This is a genomic window from Arthrobacter sp. zg-Y895 (genome assembly GCF_020731025.1).
Taxonomy (GTDB): domain Bacteria; phylum Actinomycetota; class Actinomycetes; order Actinomycetales; family Micrococcaceae; genus Arthrobacter_B.
Map to the genome: position 1 here is coordinate 844,612 of NZ_JAJFZY010000004.1, position 17,296 is coordinate 861,907.

At 66.4% G+C, this 17,296-nt stretch carries 18 protein-coding genes and 1 tRNA gene; 5 read left to right on the plus strand and 14 right to left on the minus strand.

The window, feature by feature from the left end; all coding sequences use genetic code 11:
• The first annotated feature begins 50 nt into the window (after positions 1-50).
• The gene (locus LJ760_RS10700; RefSeq protein ID WP_227922637.1) at positions 51-893 is read left to right on the plus strand and encodes a ParA family protein; all 843 of its coding nucleotides are present in this window, start codon (positions 51-53) and stop codon (positions 891-893) included.
• A gap of 109 nt (positions 894-1,002) precedes the next feature.
• On the opposite strand, the gene LJ760_RS10705 is transcribed toward LJ760_RS10700, so the two are convergent.
• The 9 genes from LJ760_RS10705 to LJ760_RS10745 all read right to left on the minus strand — a co-directional run bounded on the left by LJ760_RS10705 (position 1,003) and on the right by LJ760_RS10745 (position 7,518).
• A complete protein-coding gene (locus LJ760_RS10705; protein WP_308036365.1) occupies positions 1,003-1,590 on the minus strand; it encodes a MerR family transcriptional regulator in 588 nt (195 codons plus the stop codon).
• Positions 1,591-1,781: 191 nt separating this feature from the next.
• Entirely contained in the window at positions 1,782-2,276 is a 495-nt protein-coding gene (locus LJ760_RS10710; RefSeq protein WP_227922639.1) for a bifunctional nuclease family protein, read from the minus strand.
• Position 2,277: 1 nt separating this feature from the next.
• Positions 2,278-3,027, minus strand: coding sequence for a transcriptional regulator FtsR (ftsR, locus tag LJ760_RS10715; RefSeq protein WP_227922641.1), 750 nt, complete (start codon positions 3,025-3,027; stop codon positions 2,278-2,280).
• Between the two features lie 37 nt (positions 3,028-3,064).
• A complete protein-coding gene (locus LJ760_RS10720; protein ID WP_227922644.1) occupies positions 3,065-3,535 on the minus strand; it encodes an FHA domain-containing protein in 471 nt (156 codons plus the stop codon).
• A gap of 248 nt (positions 3,536-3,783) precedes the next feature.
• Positions 3,784-5,166: a choice-of-anchor A family protein gene (locus LJ760_RS10725; protein ID WP_227922645.1), complete on the minus strand. Its 1,383-nt coding sequence runs from the start codon at positions 5,164-5,166 to the stop codon at positions 3,784-3,786.
• Between the two features lie 215 nt (positions 5,167-5,381).
• Entirely contained in the window at positions 5,382-6,161 is a 780-nt protein-coding gene (gene erm / locus LJ760_RS10730; RefSeq protein ID WP_227922647.1) for a 23S ribosomal RNA methyltransferase Erm, read from the minus strand.
• Positions 6,162-6,478: 317 nt separating this feature from the next.
• Positions 6,479-6,607, minus strand: a complete 129-nt coding sequence (locus LJ760_RS10735) for an LPXTG cell wall anchor domain-containing protein (protein WP_227922649.1) — start codon at positions 6,605-6,607, stop codon at positions 6,479-6,481.
• Between the two features lie 199 nt (positions 6,608-6,806).
• On the minus strand, positions 6,807-7,061 hold the full coding sequence (locus LJ760_RS10740) for an MSCRAMM family adhesin SdrC (RefSeq protein ID WP_227922650.1): 255 nt from the start codon (positions 7,059-7,061) through the stop codon (positions 6,807-6,809).
• A gap of 271 nt (positions 7,062-7,332) precedes the next feature.
• Positions 7,333-7,518 (minus strand): hypothetical protein, encoded by a 186-nt coding sequence (locus LJ760_RS10745; protein ID WP_227922651.1) that lies wholly within the window; start codon positions 7,516-7,518, stop codon positions 7,333-7,335.
• Positions 7,519-7,676: 158 nt separating this feature from the next.
• Between LJ760_RS10745 and LJ760_RS10750 the strand changes: the two genes are divergently transcribed.
• Positions 7,677-8,255 carry a GNAT family N-acetyltransferase gene (locus LJ760_RS10750; protein WP_227922652.1) on the plus strand — a complete coding sequence of 193 codons (579 nt, stop codon included), beginning with the start codon at positions 7,677-7,679 and terminating at the stop codon, positions 8,253-8,255.
• On the opposite strand, the gene LJ760_RS10755 is transcribed toward LJ760_RS10750, so the two are convergent.
• Complete coding sequence (locus tag LJ760_RS10755) at positions 8,252-9,322, minus strand: PQQ-dependent sugar dehydrogenase (protein WP_227922655.1); 1,071 nt, start codon at positions 9,320-9,322, stop codon at positions 8,252-8,254. The two genes, LJ760_RS10750 and LJ760_RS10755, sit on opposite strands and share 4 nt — an antisense overlap.
• Before the next feature lie 29 nt (positions 9,323-9,351).
• Positions 9,352-10,125, minus strand: coding sequence for an SDR family NAD(P)-dependent oxidoreductase (locus LJ760_RS10760; RefSeq protein ID WP_227922657.1), 774 nt, complete (start codon positions 10,123-10,125; stop codon positions 9,352-9,354).
• Between the two features lie 137 nt (positions 10,126-10,262).
• On the opposite strand from LJ760_RS10760, the gene LJ760_RS10765 reads away from it, so the two are divergent.
• Complete coding sequence (locus LJ760_RS10765) at positions 10,263-10,841, plus strand: alpha/beta hydrolase (RefSeq protein WP_227922661.1); 579 nt, start codon at positions 10,263-10,265, stop codon at positions 10,839-10,841.
• Positions 10,842-10,873: 32 nt separating this feature from the next.
• Here the strand turns inward: LJ760_RS10765 and LJ760_RS10770 are convergent, their stop codons facing one another.
• A complete protein-coding gene (locus LJ760_RS10770; protein WP_227922663.1) occupies positions 10,874-13,603 on the minus strand; it encodes an AAA family ATPase in 2,730 nt (909 codons plus the stop codon).
• 276 nt (positions 13,604-13,879) lie between these two features.
• Between LJ760_RS10770 and LJ760_RS10775 the strand changes: the two genes are divergently transcribed.
• Together LJ760_RS10775 and LJ760_RS10780 are read left to right on the plus strand one after the other, a co-directional pair.
• Complete coding sequence (locus tag LJ760_RS10775) at positions 13,880-14,464, plus strand: small multidrug efflux protein (protein ID WP_227922665.1); 585 nt, start codon at positions 13,880-13,882, stop codon at positions 14,462-14,464.
• An 89-nt stretch (positions 14,465-14,553) separates the two neighbouring features.
• Positions 14,554-15,195, plus strand: a complete 642-nt coding sequence (locus tag LJ760_RS10780) for a hypothetical protein (RefSeq protein WP_227922667.1) — start codon at positions 14,554-14,556, stop codon at positions 15,193-15,195.
• 88 nt (positions 15,196-15,283) lie between these two features.
• Here LJ760_RS10780 and LJ760_RS10785 read toward each other — a convergent pair.
• Both LJ760_RS10785 and der read right to left on the minus strand, forming a co-directional pair.
• Positions 15,284-15,357: transfer RNA gene (locus tag LJ760_RS10785), tRNA-Pro, on the minus strand.
• Between the two features lie 278 nt (positions 15,358-15,635).
• Positions 15,636-17,198: a ribosome biogenesis GTPase Der gene (der, locus tag LJ760_RS10790; RefSeq protein WP_227922669.1), complete on the minus strand. Its 1,563-nt coding sequence runs from the start codon at positions 17,196-17,198 to the stop codon at positions 15,636-15,638.
• Between the last annotated feature and the right edge of the window lie 98 nt (positions 17,199-17,296).

Below are 17,296 nucleotides of genomic sequence, written 5' to 3' on the forward strand. Positions count from 1 at the left end.
AGTCAGCAGCGTCCAGTGATCCCTAGACACGTTAGGTTTTGGTTCATCAAGTGCAAGTAGTGAGCATCAGCAGCCTGAAGGGCGGCGTCGGCAAGACCTCCGTCACCCTCGGCCTGGCATCCGCAGCGCTGGCCGCCGGCATTCCTACGCTCGTCGTGGACCTGGACCCGCACGCCGATGCCACCACCGGTTTGGGTGTTAGCGCAGGCAACCAGCTGGGAATCGGCGAGATGCTCCGGACAGCCCGTCGGGCTCAGCTTTCGGACCACGTGATCCCCAGCGGCTGGGTAGCGAACGCCCAGCGCCTTGCGAAGAATTCAGAAGGCCGGAAGCCCGTCCTGGATGTTGCCATGGGCTCGGCCTACTCGGGTATTTACGACCGTCCGGACCTGGGCAAGCGCGATCTTCGACGCCTGACCACCCTGCTGTCCCGCGTGTCCGGATACGGCTTGGTCCTCATCGACTGCCCACCGTCGCTGAACGGCCTCACCCGCATGGCCTGGACCGCCAGCAACCGGGTGCTGCTGGTTGCGGAGCCGGGACTGTTTTCGGTGGCCGGCACCGAGCGGACCATGCGTGCGCTCGAACTGTTCCGCGAGGAATTCGCTCCCAATCTGGCCCCCGCCGGAATCATCGCCAACCGGGTGCGGCCCAGCTCCAACGAGCACGTTTTCCGGCTTGCCGAAATGAAGCAGATGTTCGGTGACCTGCTCCTGACTCCCACCATTGCGGAACAGGCGAACTGGCAGCAGATCCAGGGTGCCGCCCATTCGGTGCATCACTGGCCGGGCGAATCAGCCAAACAGGCCGCCGGAACCTTCGACGCATTGATGAAGAACCTGATGGATTCCGGCAGTGTGCGCAACCGCGTGATGCGCCGCCCGGTGGCCTAGTCCGGGCAGGCTAGAGCAGCTGAACAAACGTTGAAGGGCATCCCCGCGGGGATGCCCTTCAACGTTAATGTCTGTCTAAATTGTGTGGTGCCTAGCTGAGCTGTGCGCCCTAACTGATTTTGCGGGCGATGCGGCGCTGGCTCAGTTCGTCGCCGGGAAAGTCCTGCTCGTTGACGTGCTCGCTGGGCAGCTGTGCGAGGCTGCCCTCGACTTCACGCCAGACCCGGCCCACGGCTATGCCGAAGACACCCTGGCCGCCCTGGACCAGGTCGATAACCTCGTCGGCGGAGGTGCACTCGTAAACGCTGGCACCGTCGCTCATCAGGGTGATCTGTGCCAGGTCCTCGACTCCACGTTCCCGCAGGTGCTCCACGGCAGTTCGGATCTGCTGGAGCGATACACCGGTGTCCAGCAGCCGCTTGACGACTTTCAGGACCAGGATGTCGCGGAAACCGTAGAGGCGCTGCGTGCCGGAACCGGAGGCACCTCGTACCGCAGGTTCCACGAGTCCGGTGCGCGCCCAGTAATCCAACTGGCGGTAAGTTATCCCTGCAGCCTTGCAGGCGGTAGGCCCACGGTACCCTGCGTCCTCGTCGAGAAGAGGCAGGTCCTCGGTGAACAGCAAGCCCTGGGCGCTCTGGGAAGGGATGCCCCCCGGTGCTGCGGCGTGTTCGCCGGCATCGCCTTTCGGACTCACTTGTGCCTCCTAGTAACGGTTCCCCTGGGGGTCGGCACAGGCCGGAGCTGTCAGGGCTTCTTCAGTGTGCCCCGAGAACTCCCCCGGTGCAATGGGAACTCTATTCTTCGACGTTAGAACCGACTGGCACCAAGGTCAAAGATGCCGGGAACTTTTCCGCAGGCGTGTCGGAGGCAGAGACGGAAAACCGGTCAGCGTTCGAAGTCTTCAGGCTCGACGTCGGCCAGGAATTCGCGGAACTGGCGCATCTCCTGCTCCGCGTTGTCCTGCTCTTCTTCGTCCTCGGGGTCCGCGTCGGCAATCCGGACACCGGCCTCATTGAGGACTTCGTCCGCGCAGTAAATAGGGCACGGGATCCGCAGGGCAACGGCAATCGCGTCGGACGCCCGCGAATTCACGGCTGTGCCGTCCTCGAAAAGGATCTCCGCGTGGAACACGGTGTCTTCCACGGAGATCAGCCGGACGAGTGTCACTTCGCGCTTCAACGCGTGGATCAGGTTCACCAGCAGGTCATGCGTCATCGGCCGCGGCGGCACGATCCCCTGCTGCACAAAGGCGATGGCGCTGGCTTCCGGAGCACCGATCCAGATAGGAAGGTGCCGTTCACCGTTGACTTCCTTAAGCAGGACCAACGGCTGATTGGACGGGAGTTCAATCCGCACGCCGACAACTTCGACTTCCTGCATCTCAGCCCTCCATCCGCGCTATTTGCCCATGCACCAAAGCGCTGTGCAGGCTCAGGCACAGGTCGCTGATCTCACGGGCGGTCTCAGCGGCGCGGGCCTTCGAGGCGACGTCCCGGCGGGAGGCTACCGGGGCAACCACACGCTCAACCAGTCCGATCTCGCGGTCCGCTGCCGCCCGGAAGGGACGCAGGTGCCGCGGTTCGATGCCGTGCGCCTCGAGCTGGACACAGGCCTTGGCCACTTTCAGGGCATGCTCGTCATAGTTTTCATCACCGCTGGTGATCAGTCCGTAGCTGACCAGGCTGTGCACCAATTCCGTGCTCGCGCCGGATTCCTTCACCAGTTCCTCGAAGGTCAAGGTGCGGGCATGGGCACGGGCAGCAAGCTCTCCGGCCAACTGGTCCGAAACCACGCGCGGCGCCAGGGACATACCGCCGGGAAGCGACTCGGGCCGCTCTCCCCGGTCGATCGCGTCCAGATAATCCTTGATGACCTTCAGCGGCAGGTACTGGTCGCGCTGCAATGCCAGCACAAACCGAAGACGCTCGACGTCGGCCGTACTGTACTTGCGGTAACCGGCAGCCGTGCGCTGCGGCGTCACCAGGCCTTTTTCCTCGAGGAAACGGATCTTGGACGCACTGATGGCAGGGAAGTCCGTGCTTAGCTCGCCCAGGACCTCGCCGATATTCAGCACCCTGCCACGCAGCCGTTCCGGTCCGGTGGTGCGCCTGACGGACTGTGATGCTGACATGTCTACTACCTTATCTGCCCTACGCCGGGGCCTGAGCCTAGTTTCCGGCAGTTGCGGGGCGGGCAGCGTAAAAAGTGAGTCGGAACTTACCGATCTGCACTTCGCTCCCGGTACGCAGCAGCACACTGTCGACCCGGTCATGGTTGACGTACGTGCCGTTCAGGCTCATGGAATCCACCACGCGGAACCCTTCGGGGGTGCGGCGGAACTCAACATGCTTGCGCGAAACAGTTACATCATCGAGGAAAACATCCGCGTTGGGGTGCCGTCCGGCAGTAGTGACGTCCTGGTCCAGCAGGAAGCGTGCACCGGCGTTCGGACCGCTGTGGGCAATTAGCAGGGCTGAGCGCGCAGGGAGGGCCGCGACGGCGGCTCGCTCGTCCGGAGTCAGCTTGGGCTCAACCGATGTGGCATCGGACATCGGGGGAAGACTGATGGATGTGGTGTCTTCCGCGCTGGGCGCCCGTCGGTCGCCCGCTCGTTCGGCGCTGTACTGCTCGCCCGCCATGTGCAATTTCCTCCCCAAAAAGAAAACTGATCAGCCAAAATATCTGGCTGACCCGGTTCCGATGACTGTTTCTGCCTTACCTGCTGTATCAGCCTACCTGTAACTGTGCCTGCGCGGCACTGGTTTACGGGTACTACGTTCAACATGGGCGGGCCGATCAACAGGGTGTGCGGGGCGGACAGCCTTGGCCCGTCACCCTGAACCGCCCTTACGGCGGATGCCGGCGGCCCCGCGTACACGGCGGCATACTAGGCGCGGTGCCGCCGGGATAGAAGCAGAATGACCGTTCCGGCCGCGAGGAGAACGCCGGCGAGCCAGCGCAGTGGCGCGCTGTCGGCTCCGGTGTCGGCCAACTCGCCGCGGCTGGTTCCGCCGAATGCACCGGCAGGAGGATTGAACGTCGGGCCTGCGTCCGGACCGGGAGGCGTGGGAGCCGGCGTAGAGGTGTCGGTGGGGGTGGGGGTCGGGGTTTCGGTGGGGGTTGGGGTGGGGGTCGGGGTCGGGGTCGGGGTGGGGGTCGGGGTTGGGGTTGGGGTTGGAGTCGGCTCGGCTTCGCAGTTCAAAGTGGTGGCGAAGGCTTCGCTATGGACTTCCCGTGGGCTTATCCGCGGGCCCAGTTGGCCGTGGGTGAAGGAAGCGGCAATGATGTTCCCTTCAATGTTCTGCGTTGTCCCCCACTCGAGGCTTGCGTTGGGGGCGTAGATGGTTCCCTGTATGGCAGCTCCTCCCGTGGCCACCACGCTGGTGGCATCGGGGAAGTTCCAGAGCATGTACGGCGCCTGGGCCCGGCTGATACCGGCCAGGTTCGGCGTGGTTCCGAAGAATGTAGGGCCTGTGACGTTCACCAGTAACGGTGTCTGCGCCGAGGGGAGGTTCGTGAACGTGATTCCGGCGAGGTCAGCGAACTCATCTGCACTAATGTTCAAAACGTTGGTCACGCCTTCATCGAGGGTGATATAGGCCGTGGTGCCCTGCGTGACGGGCCGCTGGATCGGCGTGCCCGCCGCATCCCGGAGCACTACGGTGTCCGAGCAGGCACCCATCTCCTGTGTCAGGGTGCGGTACGAAGCGAAGGCAGTTCCGAGGTCAATAATGCCCTCGACGGCAGCTACCGAAGCGGGTGTCTGCTGGAGTGTGCCTGCTATATGGGGCGTCGCTTCGTAGGGCTGCCCGGGTTCAACCAGCCGGTAGTTCACGGCTGCGCCGTTGCTATCGGTGTCGTATGCCGTATAGGTCGCCGTGTTCGCCACCTTAGTTGTTCCCTGCTGCACACTGACTATGTATCCAGCCTCCGGCCAGACAATTCCCCCACCCACCAAAAGGGCCACCGGTGCCGGGTCGCCGGGCGGAGTGGGAGTCTGCAGCGGTCCCGCGACGCCCACGTTGTAGGACGCGTTGAAGGCGAGGTTTCCTCCGGTTGCTATGGATCCCTCCGACTCGTCGGCGTTGAGCGTCGTATCGCCCTCGACCACCACGAGAAACCCTGAATTGGCGGGATTCGCGGCATCGATGGTCACCGGATTGATTCCGGCTATCTGTGCGGACGCCGTTATCGACCCGGCCAGTATCAGCCCGCCCGATAGCAGGCAGACTGATACGGCTCCGACTGTTGCGAATCGTCTCGTGATCATGCCGGGGATACTGGCACGGCGGTTTGGACAGGACAACCGAAGACTCCGCAACTGGTGCGAAGCGCATCGAGAACACCCGTAAAGGAAGCCACGGGACGTCCATATCCCAGTACCGTCACTGCCACGGCTGCCGATGCTAAAACGGTGCCGGTGGACGACGACGGCGGACCCATTGAGGTCGCTCCGGGTGCGGAAAAGCGCGCGGCGACTGTGCCCTACCCTTGGACACGGGTGTTCCGGGCGGCCCCCCACAAACGCTGCCACTGCGCGGCAGCTACATCCCTGGGCAGCGCCTGCACCGGGACTCCCGCAGCGGACAATGCGGTCCGTGCGCTCCGTGCCGACCCAAGATACCGGCCAAGGATCTCCCCCAGCCCTGCTCCGGGCCCGTTGTAGATGCCGCGCACAAACCGCTCGTAGGCTGCCCGGTCCTGCGGCTCCAGCAGCGCGACCGGGCGACGCCGGACCCGCAGGACGCCGCCGTCGACGGCTGGCCGGGGGCGGAACCCGGCTGCCGGCACCCGGCCGCGAAGGTCGAATTCGAACCAGGGAGAGGTCTGGGCCGTCAGCAGGGTTCCGCCACCTACTCCCGCCCGCTTGCGGGCAACCTCCCACTGGGTCAGCAGCACCGCTTGGGTCCAGGTACCCGTTGCCAGCAGGCGGCGCAGGATCGGGGTAGTCAGGTGGAAGGGAATGTTGCCCACAATCACCGGGCGGTCAAAGGGCACGGTCAAGGCATCAGCCTGCAGCACCCGGACTCCGGGCAAGCGCCGTTGCAGTCGTCGTACGCAGCCTGAATCCAAGTCGATGGCCAGCAGGTCGCGGCCGAGGGCTGCAAGCGGACGGGTCAGGGCGCCGTCGCCCGCGCCGAGTTCCAGAATGCTTCCGCCGCCCGAGGAACGGACCAGGCCAAGGACCAAACGGATGGTGGGTTGGTGGATCAGGAAATTCTGGCCGAGCTCCTCCCGGCCGCCATACTGGCTTCTCGCTCCCACGAGCGCTCCAATCGCCGCGACATGGAGCACCCTTCAGGCAGACGACGCCCTGAAGGGTGCCTGGCATCCGGAACGACGGCGCGCGGTACCGCGAGTGGAGGCGCCGCTCGCCGTCAGCGGCGGCGGTCGCGTACGAAGAACCCGCAGCCGAATGCGCGGGAGGAAGTCCTACAGGTGGAAGTCATAGGAAGGAGGATACGGCGACCGGCTCGACGGTTCCAGAGGGAGCGACGTGTTCGGCGCATGGATAAACGGCAGCCGGCCCCGGGATTGGGTCGGCTGCCGTTCGGCTACGGGGTTCTTGAGCGCGGCTGTCCCTACGATTCCTGGACTCCGCGGCGGCGCGTGAAGTACACGCCGGCAGCACCGGCAGCAAGAAGGCCTCCGGCTCCGAGCAGGGCGAGCGGCGTGCCGGTCGCACCGGTGCCGGCCAAGTCGGGGCTCACACCAGTGGACGTTCCTCCGGCCCCCATGCACGGCGGGGTGATGGACACTACCTGGACCATGGTTATCCCGGAAGCAGTCTCCGACTCTGTCGGAGACGAGGATTCCGACGGGGTTTCCGACGGCGTCTCGCTCGGGGACGGCGTCTCGCTCGGGGACGGCGTGTCGCTCGGGGACGGCGTGTCGCTCGGGGACGGAGTGTCACTCGGGGACGGGGTTCCCGTCGGCGTCGGTGTAGTCGTCGGGGATGGTGTCTTCGTCGGGGATGGTGTCTTCGTCGGAGTTCCCGTCGGCGTCGGTGTAGTTGTCGGGGATGGTGTCTTCGTCGGAGTTCCCGTCGGTGTTGGGGTACCTGTTGGGGTTCCCGTCGGTGTTGGGGTACCCGTCGGAGTGACCGTGGGTGTCGGAGTGACCGTGGGTGTCGGCGTCCCGGTCGGGGTCGGCGTCATTTGGCACGTAGGCGTAGGGTCGGAAACGGCCAGCAGTACACCGGATTCCATTGGCGCGGCAGCGTTGACCCGCACGGAGGCGGCCGGATCCAGTGCTGCAGCCGTCGGGGCTGTGGCCAGGGAACCGACGAGGGCGAAAGCAGCCGCAAGGCTGCAGATCGATGTGGTGGCAAGGGCATGTGGGAGGCGTTTTGTGTGCATGCGGATGAGGCTTACACCCTGCCTTGTTCTCCACAAGCGTAATGAAGCGACATAGTGTCACGCCAGCCCCAGAGTCCTCAGTAGTACCGGCTGCCGAGTGCCAGGGGGACTCCATCCCGGTCATTCGCCGGCCATCCGCAGGATGCCGGCGAAGAATCCGCCGAGCGGATATCTGCGGCCGTGTGCAGCCGCAGTTCGCGGGCGAGCATAACGCCGGTCGGCCCGCCGCCGGCGATAATCACTTCCCTCGACTCTTCGCGCATGGTTTTGCCTTTCCCCCGGGTGGCGTGCCTCGCGGCAGGCTTCGTCACTGTTGCCGGGCCGCCCCGGGCCTGCTTCCGTTGGGTCGGCGCGCAGGCTACGGTACGAGGGATTGGGGCCGAAAGTGTAGCCAGTTCCCTGGACCGAGGAGCCTGCGAAAATGATCGAGGTCCACCCTGCAACCGCGGACCGGTTCGACGACGTTGCCGCAGTCCTGGCGCCGAAGAACCCCGACAGCCAGGCCTGCTGGTGCCTCAGTTACCGCCTCCCGACGTCCGAGTTCCGTGCTCTCGCCGGTCCCGACCAGCAGGACCGGCTGCGGCGGTATGCGGAGGAGGGCACCCCGCCCGGCGTCCTCGCGTATGTGGACGGTGAGGCCGCGGGCTGGTGTTCGGTGGGTCCTCGCGCCAGCCACCACCGGCTGCGGTCCTCACGGACCATCCCCGCGGTCGACGATGTCCCGGTGTGGAGCGTGGTCTGTCTGCTTATCCGTCCGCAGTTCCGGCGGCAGGGACTGGCCGGGCATCTGCTCGACGGCGCCGTTGATTACGCCCGATCCGCCGGGGCGCCGGCGCTGGAGGCCTACCCGGTCGATGCCGCCGGCGGCCGGATCAGTTCCCCGCTCGCATACGTGGGCACTACTGCGCTGTTCGAGGCAGCCGGCTTCGAACGCGTGGTGGCGACGGCGTCGAAATCCGGAGGAAAGACCCGGTGGCTGATGCGGAGAAGCCTCGCCTAATCCGTGTCCAATCGGAGAACCCGGTCGTCATCCTGCCCGGGACGGCCGCGGCCGTCGGTGTTGTTCGTCAGGATCCACACGCTGCCATCCGGAGCGTTGACGACGTCGCGCAGCCGGCCGTACTCGCCGGCCAGCTGCTCGGCGGAGGCACCGAGATTATCGAGCGGGACCTGCCGCAGCCGTTCGCCGCGCAGGTTGGCAATGTACAGGGTGCCGTCCGCGACGGCGATGCCGCTCGGACTGGCTTCCCCGGGCGTCCATTGCTGCACCGGGTCGATAAAACCCTCTTCCCCGGCGATGCCCTCGACCTCGGGCCAGCCGTAGTTTCCGCCGGCCTCGATGACGTTCAGTTCATCCCAGGTGTTCTGCCCGAACTCGCTCGCGTAGAGGACGCCGTCGTTGTCCCAGGCGATGCCCTGCGGGTTGCGGTGCCCGTAGCTGTAGCCCAGTGTTCCCGGGAACGGGTTGTCCTCAGGTACGCTGCCGTCCGGGTTCATTCGCAGGATCTTCCCGGAGAGTGACTCCCGGTCCTGGGCGCTGTCCCGGTTGCCGGCGTCGCCCGTGGTGGCGTACAGCATGCCGTCGGGGCCGAAGGCGATGCGTCCGCCGTTGTGGACCGGGCCGGAGGGGATTGAGTCGAGGATGGTTTCCGCTTCGTCCAGCGCCAATGACCCCGGTTCGCCGGTGATGCTGCGGCGTTCGATCCGGTTCCCGCCGTCCCCGGTGAAATAGGTATACAGGTACCCGTCCTGGACGGCGATACCGAGAAGTCCGCCCTCTCCCCTGCCTCCGGCGCCCTCGATGGTGCCGGCCTCGCGGGCTATACCGCCGGCGTCGAGCTCCAGGATGCGGGCGGAGTCCCGCTCACTGACCAGCGGGATGCCCTCGTGGAACGCGAGGGACCACGGGGCGTCGAGACCGGTGGCGAGAACTTCCGGATCGCTTTTAAGTATCTCCACGGACGGTTCGGGCGAAACGGAAATCGGCGTCTCCGGTCCCGGTCCGCCGTCTTCGGTGCATCCGGTCAGCACAGCCACCGCGACGGCGACAGTTGCCGCAGTCCTCATGGTTCCATTTCGCAGCGATCCCCCGGGTATCAATCGACGCTCATCCCGCATGTCAGGTTCAGGACGGCCCCGTTCATGCTCCCCGCGCCGCCCTCGGCCAGAAAGACTGCTGCTTTGGCCACCTCCCCGAGGGTGGGGAGGGTCCCCGTGGTGGTGAGTGACTCAAGGAAGCGGGTGAACTCGTGCGGTGCCATCGGCAGGTCCGGGATGCTTCCGATGGTTTCCAGAATGCGCTGCGGGCGAAGGCAGACAACCCTCACTCCCGAGGAACCCAGCTCCGCGGCAAGGGTCCGGGTGAGTGCTTCGACGGCGGCACAAGCCGCTGCGAAGCCGCCCACTCCGGCAATGGAGACCCTTGCCGGCGAGGCGGACAGCATCAGGACCGTTCCGCTTCCGCGCGAAACCATGTGCACTGCAGCGGACCGCGAGGTGATGAACTGTGTGCGCAGCCAGCCCGCTGCCGGCGCGACGACGTCGTCCACGGACATATCGAGCAGCGGGACCCCCTGCACCGCCGGGAGGCCGGCCGCGTTGAGCACGGCGTCGATCCTTCCTGCGGCATCGACGACGGCGTCGGCGTGCGCGTCTACGGCCGCCGGATCGGACGCGTCGACTTGTGCCGCATGCACCGGCCCGCCGCCCAGGGCGCGGATGCGGTCTGCCGTTGCATTAACGGAGTCCAGGCGGTGCCCGGCGAGGAACAGCTCCGCCCCGCGGCGGGCGAATTCCTCCGCTACGGCACCGCCGATCGCACCGCCGGCGCCATGGATAATGACCTTGCGGGATGGGATTTCCGCAGCCATGGACCCGCTCCTTCTCCGATGCAACCTGGATGGCGGACGCCGGACCGCCCGGACAGACGAGGCTAACAGGGCAGAACCCCTGAGTCATCCGGGGCCGCCTTCCCTTGACCGACTAGCGGGCAGAAGACCAAGCTGGCTTGCAGGAAACGTTCTCAACCCAAACCCGGCACGGCATTGAATTCCCGGGAGAACGCATGGAGATCTTCTTCGTCCATGGAGCCGGCGGCTACCAGGACGACCTACCCCTCGCAGAAGAACTGCACACCCGCCTCGGCCTGCCCGTTACGACGCCCCGATTCCCCGACGCGGACATGTCGGCCGCGGGCTGGCGCAGCGAAATCGAACGGCATCGGAACACCCTCGCCCCTGACCTGGTCATCGTGGGGCATTCCTTCGGGGCGTCGATGGCCCTGCTTCACCTCGCCGATGGATTTCAGGGCACCCCGCCGCTGGGACTCGTCCTTCTGGCAATGCCTTTCTGGGGGTCGGAGGGTTGGCAGGCGGAGTACACGCTGCCTGCGGACGCCAAGCTGCCAACCGGCTTCCCGGTCTGGCTCCACCATTGCGTCGACGACGAGGTGGTGCCCATCGACCATCTGGACCGGCACGCGGCCCGGTTGCCGCAGGCGCAAGTCCGCCGACATACGTCCGGCGGGCACCAGTTCGAGGGGCGGATGGCGGCGGTGGCCGGCGACGTCGGCACGCTCGCGGGCTAGTGGCGAGGCCTCGACCGTCACGCCCGCGGGCCTCAGGAAAGGGACAGCTCGCGGAGCTGACGGCGAGAGGTGACGCCCATTTTGCGGAAAATATTGCGGAGGTGGGCATCAATCGTCCGTGGGCTGAGAAAGAGTTCCGTGGCGACTTCGCGGGAGGTTGCACCGGTGGCCACCAGCCGGGCGATGTGCATCTCGTGGGCGGTGAGGGAGTCGGCCGGCTGGGCGCTTCGCTTGCGGGGGTGCTCGCCGGTGGCGCGAAGTTCGCGGGCGGCGCGGGCGACGAACGCCTCGGCGCCCATGTCCAACAGCATCCCGTGCGCGGTGCGGAGCTGTTCGCGGGCGTCCTGGCGGCGGCCCTCGCGGCGGAGCCACTCGCCGTAGACGAGGTGCGTTCGGGCGAGATAAGTGGTTATCCGGCAACGTTTGAGTTGCTCGATCGCCTCGCGGAAGTGTTCCTCAGCGGCTGTCCCCGTAGAGGTCAAAGCCCGTGAACGCGCCGCCAGACCGAGCCCCCACGGCGTACCGCTGGCGAGGGCGCGGGAAGTGAGTTGCTCGAGCGCATCGGCCGCACTCTCCGGCCGGCCGGAACGGCACGCCGCTTCGACGAGTTCAGAGTGGGCCAGGTTGTTGAACCTCACCGCTTCGGTGTCGAAGGCCCGTGCCGCCGCGGCAAGAGCTGCGGAGTAGTCGCCCAGACCGTTATGCAGCACCGCCATGGCGTACTGCGTCAGGGCATCCTCGGTGCTGTGCGCCTGTCCGGCAGCCTTGCGGACAATGCTCGCGCGCATCCCGGCGGTCTCGTCTGGACGGCCGCGCCAGGCAGACAGGAGGAGCTGCGAGTGCAGCAAGGGCACAGCCTCGGTCGCGGCTGCGATCGCTGCGTGCTCGGCTGCGCGGTCGAACTCACCCGAGAGCACTTGTATGACGGATTGGCCCAGAAGTGCGTCCGGGAGTGCGGCAAGCGCGCCGGTCTCACGGGTCAGACGGACATGACGGATGGACACGGCGTGGAGCATCTCGTCGTCGAACACCGACATTGCGGTTCGGCTGGCGAGCCACCCCCAGCGGCAGGTGTCGACGACGCTCAGCGCATCAACATCCTGCTCCTGGCCTCCGAAGGCCGCCAGCGCCCGCCGCAGCCCCGGCACACCGGCCGAATACCCCTGAGTGAAGGTCGTCACAAGCCCGTCGAGCAGCAGATCCGCAGGCCGCAGAGACCCCGTCGCGACGGGCGCCGTCAGGGCAGCCTCGGTCACTTCCGGTATGCCGCGGCCGTGGCGGAAGTCACCGGTGACGATCGCCGCTTCGAGCGCGCGCAGATACGTCTCACGGGACAGCACCGGGTCCAGCGGGGCCAGGCTCTTAGCGGCTTCCAGCAGCATCCTCTGCCCTTCGGCGTCGCGCGCGAGGTGGAACGCGATCCGCGCGCGCAGCAGTTCGAGGCGAGCCTGCTGCAGGGTATCGAGCGGCCCGGCCGAAGCGAGCGTCAGCAACTCGGAGGCGTTCGCACCAGCCTCGTGCTTATCCTGCGCGGCCTCCAGCGCCCGGCTCGCGCGGGTGGCAGGGTCAGGGGTCAGTCTGGCCGCATGCTCCATGAACGCCGCCGCAGCGGCCAGCCCGCCGCGGGCGCGCGCCCGGCCTGCTGACCGCACCAGCCCAGCGGCGGCGTCCTCGTCGGTGCCCAGCACGGCCTGGGCCCTGTGCCAGGCGCGGCGGTCGGGGTCGACGTCTGGATTGATGGCAGCGGCCAGCGCGTCGTGTGCACGGCGACGCTCCAGCGGGGCGGCGGACCGAAGCACAGCTGAACGCACCAGCGGATGGCGAAACCTCACCCGTGTATCAATCTCCAGGAGTCCGGCGGCCTCTGCGGGCGCGGCAGACTCGCCGGCGATCCCCAGGTGCGCGGCCGCACGCCAGAGCAGCGCCACCTCGCCGGTAGAATCGGCCGCGGCAACCAGCAGCAATAGTCGAGTAGGTGCCGGCAGGCTGTCCGCGCGGCGCCGAAAGGTGTCCTCGATGCGGTGCGTGATGCCCGGCACCGGCTCGAACCGCCCGGCCACCCATGCCGCCGGCGCGCTTCGGGCAAGCTCCAGCAGCGCGAGAGGGTTCCCGTGCGCCTCCGCGACGACATGCTCGCGCATCCCGTCGTCCAGGGGTACGTAGTCGGCTGCTGCCAGCAGCTCCCGCGCGTCGGCCTCGTCGAGCCCGCCCAAGCGTAAGCCGGGTATGCCGTCGAACCCACGCACATCGCGGTCGGTGGGCTCCCGCAGGGCGAACACCAGCGCCATCGGCTCCGCGGCGACCCGCCGTGCCACAAATGTGAGGACCTGAGCCGACGCCTCGTCAAGCCACTGCGCATCGTCAACGAGGCACAGAAGGGGCCCTTCCTCAGCGGCCTCGGCCAGCAGGTTGAGAGTGGCCAGCCCTATCAGAAACCAATCCGGCACTGCACCGCTTCGCTGCCCGAACGCCACGCCCAGAGCGGTCTGCTGCGGCTCGGGCAGGGCACCCATGCGGTCCAGCAGGGGCGCGCACAACTGATGCAGGCCCGCAAAAGCGAACTGCGTCTCGCACTCCACCCCGACCGAGGACACTACTCGGAACCCCGAGGCATCAGCCCTGCCGCGGGCGTACTCGAGCAACGCCGTCTTTCCGATACCCGCTTCCCCTCGGACGATGACTGCCCCGCTCAGCCCGGCTCGTGCCTGCGAGAGGAGGTTGTCGACCGTTGCGCGGTCCGCGGAGCGGCCCAGGAAGTCCATCAGTGTCGCTCCCTTCAGAGCATGACGGCACCTTAGTAGGCAATTTTCGCCTACGCAATCGAAGTCGCTCCGGCCCAAGCAGCTAGGCGGAAACCGGCGGAGAGGCAGGGGTTTCCACCGACGCGAAGACCCCGCCGCCGCTGCGAATCTGAAGACTCCGGTGCAGGCGAAGCAGTACGGCCCAGCCCAGACCTGGGAACACGGTTTGTGCTGGACCGTTTCGAGAATCGCACGAATCCACGACCCGCATAAAACATAAGAAAGAAGCGCCGAACCATGAACCCCATTCAGGAACTGATCATCAACTTCCAGGAACTGGCGGCCCAAGTGCCCGAGATCATCCGGCCCTTCATCGTGATGCTCGCCGGGGCCGTCCCGTTCATCGAGACCGAAGGGGCCTCCATCATCGGCATCCTCGGCGGCCTCCACCCTATCGTTGCCGGTATCGCCGGCGCAGTCGGCAATTTCCTGAGCGTGGTCTTCGTGGTGCTCTTCACGTCACGGACCCGCACAGCGGTAACCAATCACAACAGGGACCGTGTCTCGGCTGCCCGGAGCGCCGAGCGCGTCCCGGCCTCCCCGGGTTACCAGGGGTCCGCTGCGTTCGAGGAGACGGCGCCGGCCAAGCCCGTATCAAAGGGGCGCCAGCGCTTCATGAAGTGGCTCGTCCGCTTCGGCGTCCCCGGCGCGAGCATCCTCGGTCCCCTCGCGATCCCGACCCAGTTCACATCCGCGATCCTCATCGCGGGCGGAACCCCCCGTGGCTGGGTGCTGCTCTGGCAAGGTGTGGCAATCGTCATATGGACGACAGTGGCCACCGTCTCGTTCTGGGCCACCCTCACCTTCGTCGTCGGGGTCTGAGTCACATGAAAGGCCGGATCGAATCTCCATCGGCGGAACGTAGCCGCGCCGGCAGGGCAGCTCCGAAGAAGCGATTCCGGGAGGGACAAGTGACACCCAAAGAGACGCTGGAACCCGGGGACGGCCATACGCTTCCGCGCTATCGATGGTGGCAGCTGTTCTCGCGGTCGCTCTTTCATCTGCAGCTCAGCGGCGAGGACGGTGCACCGGAGATCTGGTCCGTCGACGTCCGGCTCGGAGGTGATGCGGACGGCGAAGTGCGCGCTCAGCTCTACCGCAACGGGGTCAACCAGGCCGGATCAAAACTTCCGGCAGTGTTCGAGGTGCCGGGTGGTGTCATCGAGGTCGAGGTCAGCATCTACGGGCTCAGACGCTGCCACTATGTGACGCCCGACGGGTACGAGCGACAGCTTCTACCTGATCCTGCCTCGGCCGAAGGACTGCGAGCCGGCCTGGAACGGACCAACCCTGGGCTGAGCCGTGCCGTTGGCATCGTATCGGCCAGCGTACTCGTGGTCGCGCTCGTGCTCGGCGTTCCGCAGATCGTCGAGCAGATCATGCAGCTCCCGCCCGTCGCGGAGAGCATCGGCACCTTCTCCAGCCCGTTCCAGCTTCCGGCATCGGCGAACATAACGCTGGTGCTGGCAACGCTGGCCGCGAGCACCGAGCGTGCACTGAGGCTGCGCTACAACTGGGTCCTCGACGGCGGCTTCCTTGAGGGTGGTGACTAGGAACTACCGCCGTCTCGAGGCAGGCTCAGCCTGGCGCCCTAGTTAACGACAAAAGCCTGACGAAACTCGCGTTTCATCAGGCTTACCGTCGGGTTGACAGGATTTGAACCTGCGACCCCTTGACCCCCAGTCAAGTGCGCTACCAAGCTGCGCCACAACCCGCAGTTCTTCCGGAATCCCTCCCGGCTGAACCACCTCAAATACCTTACACCACAACCGGCCGTTCCGCCGCATCGGGGCTCGCGGGCGGCGCAACGTGAGTTTTCATAGTGCAGTAGATGCTGCCTGCGAACCAGTCGGACAGCATCTGCTGCACTATGAACGATTCACCGCGCGGTGGGCACCGGATTCCACAGCCCCGCCGAAACAGGCCTCAAACACAGAAACCCCGGCCCCGCTCCCCCAAAAGGGACCGGGACCGGGGATTTACGCCAAGAGACTTAGCGCTTGCTGTTCTTGCCGCGCTTCTCGCGGACGCGCATGCTGACCTCGATGGGCGTGCCCTCGAAGCCGAAGGTTTCACGCAGCCGGCGGGTGATGAAGCGGCGGTAGCCGGGATCCAGGAAGCCGGTGGTGAACAGCACGAACTTCGGCGGACGCGAGGAAGCCTGCGTACCGAAGAGGATGCGGGGCTGCTTGCCGCCGCGCACGGGGTGCGGGTGGGCTGCCACAAGCTCGCCCAGGAAGGCGTTGAGCTTTCCGGTGGGGATGCGCTTATCCCAGTTCTCCAGGGCAGTATCCAGTGCGGGAACCAGACGGTCCTTGTGCCAGCCGGTCTTGGCCGAGATGTTGACGTGCGGGGCCCATTCAACGTGGGCCAGGTCCCGCTCGATCTCGATCTTGAGGTAGCGGCGGCGCTCGTCGTCGAGCAGGTCCCACTTGTTGAAGGCGAGGACCAGTGCGCGGCCGGATTCGATGGCCAGCTGCAGGATGCGGACGTCCTGCTCGCTGAGGACCTCGTCCACGGCCAGGAGCACGACGGCGACCTCGGCCTTCTCAAGGGCAGCCTGGGTACGCAGGGAGGCGTAGAAGTCGGCGCCCTGTGCCATGTGCTGGCGGCGGCGGATGCCGGCGGTGTCGACGAAGCGCCAGGTGCGGCCGCCGAGTTCGATCATTTCATCCACCGGGTCACGGGTGGTGCCCGCGGTGTCATCCACGACTACACGCTCGGAGCCGGCCAGCTTGTTCAGCAGCGAGGACTTGCCCACGTTCGGGCGGCCGATCAGGGCGATGCGGCGCGGGCCGCCGGAGCGGTCCAGTCCGCCGTAGGCGGAGTACTCGGGCAGCACGTCCAGGACGGCGTCGAGCATGTCACCGGTGCCGCGCCCATGCAGGGCGGAAACCGGGTACGGCTCGCCGAAGCCCAGGCCCCAGAGGGAGGAAGCGTCGGCTTCGTTCTGGATATCGTCCACCTTGTTGGCGACGACGACGACGGGCTTGCCCTTGCCGCGCAGCATCCGCACCACGGCCTCGTCGGTGGCGGTGATACCGACGGTCGCGTCGACCACCAGCATGACGGCGTCGGCGTGGTCAACGGCGATTTCGGCCTGGTCGGCTACCCGGGCGTGGATGCCGCGGGCGTCGTGCTCCCAGCCGCCGGTGTCCACCAGGGTGAAGTTCACACCGTTCCAGGTCGCGGGGTAGGTAACCCGGTCACGGGTCACACCGGGGGTGTCCTCCACGACGGCCTCACGGCGGCCGAGGATACGGTTCACCAGGGTGGACTTGCCCACGTTCGGGCGGCCCACGATGGCGACCACCGGATCCTGGCGCAGGGGTGCGTCTTCGTCGTATTCTTCGAAGCCGCCGGCGAGCAGCGCGGCATCTTCTTCATCAAGTTCGTAGTCGTCGAGACCGGCGCGGAGGGAACGGGCGCGGATATCGGCCTCGTCGTCATCCATTGCCGCGAGGCGCTCGTCGATCTGGTCTTCTCCGGACGGGACGTACTCGTCCGTGGAGATCCCGTCACCGGCGGTGTCGTCGTTGAGAGGTTTTCCGTTCATTGAATTGCTTTCTTTCCGTTGAGGTCTGCAGCACTGCGTACAGGCCGTCGCCGGACGTTCAGCCCGGTAAGTGTGAGGGAGGATACCTTGCGGCGTTG

Excerpts from the sequence above, each read along its gene's own strand:
- LJ760_RS10710 (WP_227922639.1), bottom strand. The coding sequence starts at position 2,276 with ATGCAGGAAGTCGAAGTTGTCGGCGTGCGGATTGAACTCCCGTCCAAT.
- ftsR (WP_227922641.1), bottom strand. The coding sequence starts at position 3,027 with ATGTCAGCATCACAGTCCGTCAGGCGCACCACCGGACCGGAACGGCTG.
- LJ760_RS10720 (WP_227922644.1), bottom strand. The coding sequence starts at position 3,535 with ATGGCGGGCGAGCAGTACAGCGCCGAACGAGCGGGCGACCGACGGGCG.
- LJ760_RS10725 (WP_227922645.1), bottom strand. The coding sequence starts at position 5,166 with ATGATCACGAGACGATTCGCAACAGTCGGAGCCGTATCAGTCTGCCTG.
- LJ760_RS10745 (WP_227922651.1), bottom strand. The coding sequence starts at position 7,518 with ATGCGCGAAGAGTCGAGGGAAGTGATTATCGCCGGCGGCGGGCCGACC.
- LJ760_RS10750 (WP_227922652.1), top strand. The coding sequence starts at position 7,677 with ATGATCGAGGTCCACCCTGCAACCGCGGACCGGTTCGACGACGTTGCC.
- LJ760_RS10755 (WP_227922655.1), bottom strand. The coding sequence starts at position 9,322 with ATGAGGACTGCGGCAACTGTCGCCGTCGCGGTGGCTGTGCTGACCGGA.
- LJ760_RS10760 (WP_227922657.1), bottom strand. The coding sequence starts at position 10,125 with ATGGCTGCGGAAATCCCATCCCGCAAGGTCATTATCCATGGCGCCGGC.
- LJ760_RS10770 (WP_227922663.1), bottom strand. The coding sequence starts at position 13,603 with ATGGACTTCCTGGGCCGCTCCGCGGACCGCGCAACGGTCGACAACCTC.
- LJ760_RS10775 (WP_227922665.1), top strand. The coding sequence starts at position 13,880 with ATGAACCCCATTCAGGAACTGATCATCAACTTCCAGGAACTGGCGGCC.
- der (WP_227922669.1), bottom strand. The coding sequence starts at position 17,198 with ATGAACGGAAAACCTCTCAACGACGACACCGCCGGTGACGGGATCTCC.